The following is a 3,259-nucleotide window of genomic DNA, read 5'->3' as shown; positions in this document are numbered from 1 at the left end:
TGGCGAAAGAAAAGACTGAAGAGGCTGATTTGCTAGGGTTGATTGACTATGATGTTTGGAAGAAAATTTTAAAAAACAATCATCGTTCATATTTCTTAGATTTATGTGAAAAAAATGATTTCGAAGAGGCGTTGAATATTGTAACTTCGTGTTTTCCGCAAAAAAAAAGACAAGCTCCGGACAAGAACTTGACTTAAAAGAAATGTTTTAAATTTTGATAACTAGATTATATACAAATATGCGAATAGATTTCAAGGCAAAGGTTTGTTATATTTGCTTGGTTTTATATATTTAAATTTTTTGGATTGTAAAAAAAGGAGAGATACAGTGAGTACAAAAATAGCATCTAATGAACTTGCAGAAATAGAATCTTTGGTAGGTTGGTTGAGTGAGAATATGATATTTTATGCAGATGTAGAACACGAGATAAATTTCAAAAAAATGATGGATTTATATGATTTGAGCTTAGGACAGAATGCAGAGTATGAAAGTGCGATTTATGTTGCAGCGCATCCAGAGATTTTTAAGTGTTATGATTTAGATAAATTGAACACGAATTATGGGCCTTTGGGATGTTTGTTGTTTGAGGTTGAGGAAAGTGTTCATCATAATGCAGGGGCTCTTACAGGTACTTCTCGGGCTCTTGCTGAAGCCGGATTATCGTTATTTAATGGACATCAAGTAAGTGTTGCTGATATTGTTACGCGCGGTGAAGAAATGTTAGGAGTATTTATGCAAGCGTGTAATATTCGTGCAGGTAATCATTTTTAATATTGTGAAATGAAAGGTGTCGCCTAATGGTGACACCTTTTTTTATTGGAGAGATCGGAGCGAATCGATTATGTCGCAAAAGCTCATTTATGTCATAGTGACCCTTTGCTTTACACTCGTCGAAGTGGCTCCAGTGGGGCGAACTTTCCCTACTGGGGTTGCTTTGTAAGAGTGCAGAGGGTGGAATCTGTGCGTCAATGTGACTGTGAAATAAAAGGGTAGCGGATAAAATGTATAACAAATAATTGACAGGTTTAAATATCAAAATACAATATTAAAAACTTTTAAAAGGTGAGGTGATTGATTGTGAAATTTGAAATTAGTGGTGTGTATCATTTTGTGAGTGTAAAAGAAGCTGGTAAGTCAAATATGTATGTTTTGTTAGATTCAGATAAAAATAAAATCAGCACTTTTGGGGTGGATCCAGAGGGTGAATTTGAGGAGTTTGAAAAAGTTGAAGTAACTATCGTTGTGAATTTAAAGAAAACAAAAACGGGAACTAAAAATGGTAAAGACAATTATGAAGATGTTGCTAGATTATATCTAACGTCTATTAAGAAAGTTGCAGAGTAATAGTTATGCAAATTACTGATGAATTAAGGCATTTAAATGTTCCTTTGTTTATTGAATATCGTTGTGTTAGTGGTGACGATGAGTTTGATATTGACTGGTGGACTATATCTGAATTGAGGAAGCTTTTCGGGATAAGATTAACGGATGATGAGAAGCAAACTAGAATACAAGCTTACAAGTGGGGTATTGGTTACAGACAGTGGGCAGCCGTTTACAGTAAGGAAGATATATTAAATCGTCGTTTAGTAGCTTCAGAAAGGGCGTAGCGCGTAGCTGTCCTTTGTTCCCGTGGTCGTAGACTAGACGAGTGCAAAGGGAGCTCAGCTTTGCGATAAAGCGTACTTTTGTCCTTGTCTAGTTTCCGATGCGGGAGGAGTGATAAGATGTTTGGAGAGCCGAATAGTTTGTTTGAAATTGTTTTTAAAATATTAGTCTTGGGTGTATTGCCTAGTTTCATTCTAGTTAGAATGGTGTACTTAGATTTCAAGGAATCGCGAAGCCAAAAGGAATCGTCAGAACTCGACGATTCCTTAGGGAAGCCTGAGAGAGATTAGGGAGTCTTTGGGAGTCTTGACGAAGACTCTTTTAATCTATCTAAGAAATTTGCAAGAAAAATAGAGATATAGTAGAATCATTTATGTACGACATAAATGATTGGAGGGATTTCAAATGGGGCGGAAAAAGGGACGACCACAAACCACAAAGCCTTATCGAAAAAGAACAATTAGGTTTTCATTTCTGGAAGATGCGTTTCGCAGAGTTTTAGAAAGAGTCGATGATCCACGAGCCAGAATTGAGATTCAACGGGAGTTGGCAGAGTTAATTGGGAAACAGAAAGCGATGGAAACAGAAAAAGAGATTAAAAAAAAGAGAGAGATGGTAGTGTGATTTTTGTTTTAAAAAAAGAGATTGAGTGAAGCGGAAATCTCGTCTTGGTATATATTACGAAATCACCGTCACCTTTTTTGAAAGGAGGTGAGAGAGATGGTAGATACAGAGCTGAAAACAGAGCACGAAGTGCGAGAAGAGTTAGATGAGAAATTAAGATTGGCAAGAGCTGAGAGGTATTATTGTCAATCGGTTGCTCGAGTGGCGCTACCTGGTGAACGTGTTTCGATATGTCTTCGAAATAGAATTCGTTTGCCGAAGGCAGATGCAGTTGAAGATATTAAAGTTTGGAAACATAGAAAAACTTTAAAAGCATTTTTTAGTGGATTGATGGTATGTGGTTCTGTTTGGACTTGTCCTGTTTGTGCGGCTAAAATTTCGGAACGCAGACGGAACGAGTTGAAAACCGCTTTTGATTTACATAAAAAAGATGGTGGTTACATAGCTTTGTTAACTTTGACGTTTAGTCATAAAAAGTTTGATAGGTTAGAAGATATATTAAGTGCATTTGCAAAAGCTACAAAAAAGTTTATGAGCGGAAAATCCTATCAAAATATTCGTGATGAAATGGGTTTGATAGGTAGAGTGAGAGCACTTGAGGTAACTTATGGTGTCAATGGTTTTCATCCTCATGCACATATCGCCCTATTTTATACACAAAGAACAGATTTGGAATACATGGAAAAGAAAATGTATGATTTGTGGGAAAAAGCTTGTGATAAATTCGATTTAAAAGTAAATAGTAAGTATGGTTTGAAATTGGAAAATGGAAGAAATTCTGATGAGTACATAGCTAAACACGGTCGTTGGGGTTTGGATCAAGAGCTTAGTAAAGCGCATATTAAAAAACCTAAAGATGGTTCATTGCAGCCTTTTGATTTTCTGAAAAATTACCTTGCGACGGAAGATGAAAAGTATTTGATTCTTTTCAGAGAGTACGCTGAGCACTTCAAAGGCAAAAGACAACTCCAATGGTCGAGAGGTTTGAAGAAACGATTCACTTTAGAAGAAAAAACAGATGATGAAT

Annotated in this window: 6 protein-coding genes; all 6 read left to right on the top strand. The window is 36.2% G+C overall.

Annotated features, from left to right (window positions below; all coding sequences use genetic code 11):
- Window positions 1–197, top strand: a 197-nt coding sequence (locus K5S59_RS28565) for a Rolling circle replication protein, Rep63 protein (protein WP_220784115.1), incomplete at its 5' end; no start/stop codon positions are given.
- A gap of 130 nt (window positions 198–327) precedes the next feature.
- Entirely contained in the window at window positions 328–771 is a 444-nt protein-coding gene (locus K5S59_RS28560; protein ID WP_220784114.1) for a hypothetical protein, read from the top strand.
- Window positions 772–1,077: 306 nt separating this feature from the next.
- A complete protein-coding gene (locus K5S59_RS28555) occupies window positions 1,078–1,344 on the top strand; it encodes a hypothetical protein (protein WP_220784113.1) in 267 nt (88 codons plus the stop codon).
- A gap of 5 nt (window positions 1,345–1,349) precedes the next feature.
- Window positions 1,350–1,610: a hypothetical protein gene (locus K5S59_RS28550; RefSeq protein WP_220784112.1), complete on the top strand. Its 261-nt coding sequence runs from the start codon at window positions 1,350–1,352 to the stop codon at window positions 1,608–1,610.
- A 403-nt stretch (window positions 1,611–2,013) separates the two neighbouring features.
- Entirely contained in the window at window positions 2,014–2,232 is a 219-nt protein-coding gene (locus K5S59_RS28545) for a hypothetical protein (protein WP_220784111.1), read from the top strand.
- A 96-nt stretch (window positions 2,233–2,328) separates the two neighbouring features.
- The coding region (locus K5S59_RS28540; RefSeq protein WP_220784110.1) for a protein rep at window positions 2,329–3,259 on the top strand (931 nt) is incomplete at its 3' end.

Origin of the sequence: Bacillus sp. BML-BC051, assembly GCF_019656175.1 — a bacterium.
Classification (GTDB): Bacteria; Bacillota; Bacilli; order Bacillales; family Bacillaceae_G; genus Bacillus_A; species Bacillus_A mobilis.
Note: the sequence above shows the minus strand (reverse complement) of the source record. Positions and strands in the feature narration are given on the sequence as shown.

Excerpts from the sequence above, each read along its gene's own strand:
- K5S59_RS28550 (WP_220784112.1), top strand. The coding sequence starts at position 1,350 with ATGCAAATTACTGATGAATTAAGGCATTTAAATGTTCCTTTGTTTATT.
- K5S59_RS28545 (WP_220784111.1), top strand. The coding sequence starts at position 2,014 with ATGGGGCGGAAAAAGGGACGACCACAAACCACAAAGCCTTATCGAAAA.